Raw genomic sequence first — 269 nt, forward strand, 5'->3', positions numbered from 1 at the left:
TGGACGTAAATTTAATCCAGCCGCTTTTGACATAAGCAAAACCGAATCCGCTGAACCGAGCATATGTCACTCTCACAGCACTGGTGGGGCTTAGCTGGAATTGATCACCCACGGTGCCTTTAGGGACAACAATCAAAATCATGCTTTGGGTTTGTGCAATATCGGACTCCCACATCCGGCCGATTACTTGGTGGTAATTATAGGAACCAAGCGGGTCGTCAACTTCTCGAAGAGTGACCATAGTCGCTTTGAAGTTTGGATCCGGGACC

The 269-nt window shown here is 48.3% G+C and carries 1 protein-coding gene; it reads right to left on the reverse strand.

The features are described from left to right. Positions 1-269: hypothetical protein (locus SB717_RS36260; protein WP_410907852.1), on the reverse strand; the 269-nt coding region annotated here is incomplete at both ends.

The sequence above is a fragment of the Priestia sp. SIMBA_032 genome (assembly GCF_046535215.1).
GTDB classification, from domain to species: domain Bacteria; phylum Bacillota; class Bacilli; order Bacillales; family Bacillaceae_H; genus Priestia; species Priestia aryabhattai.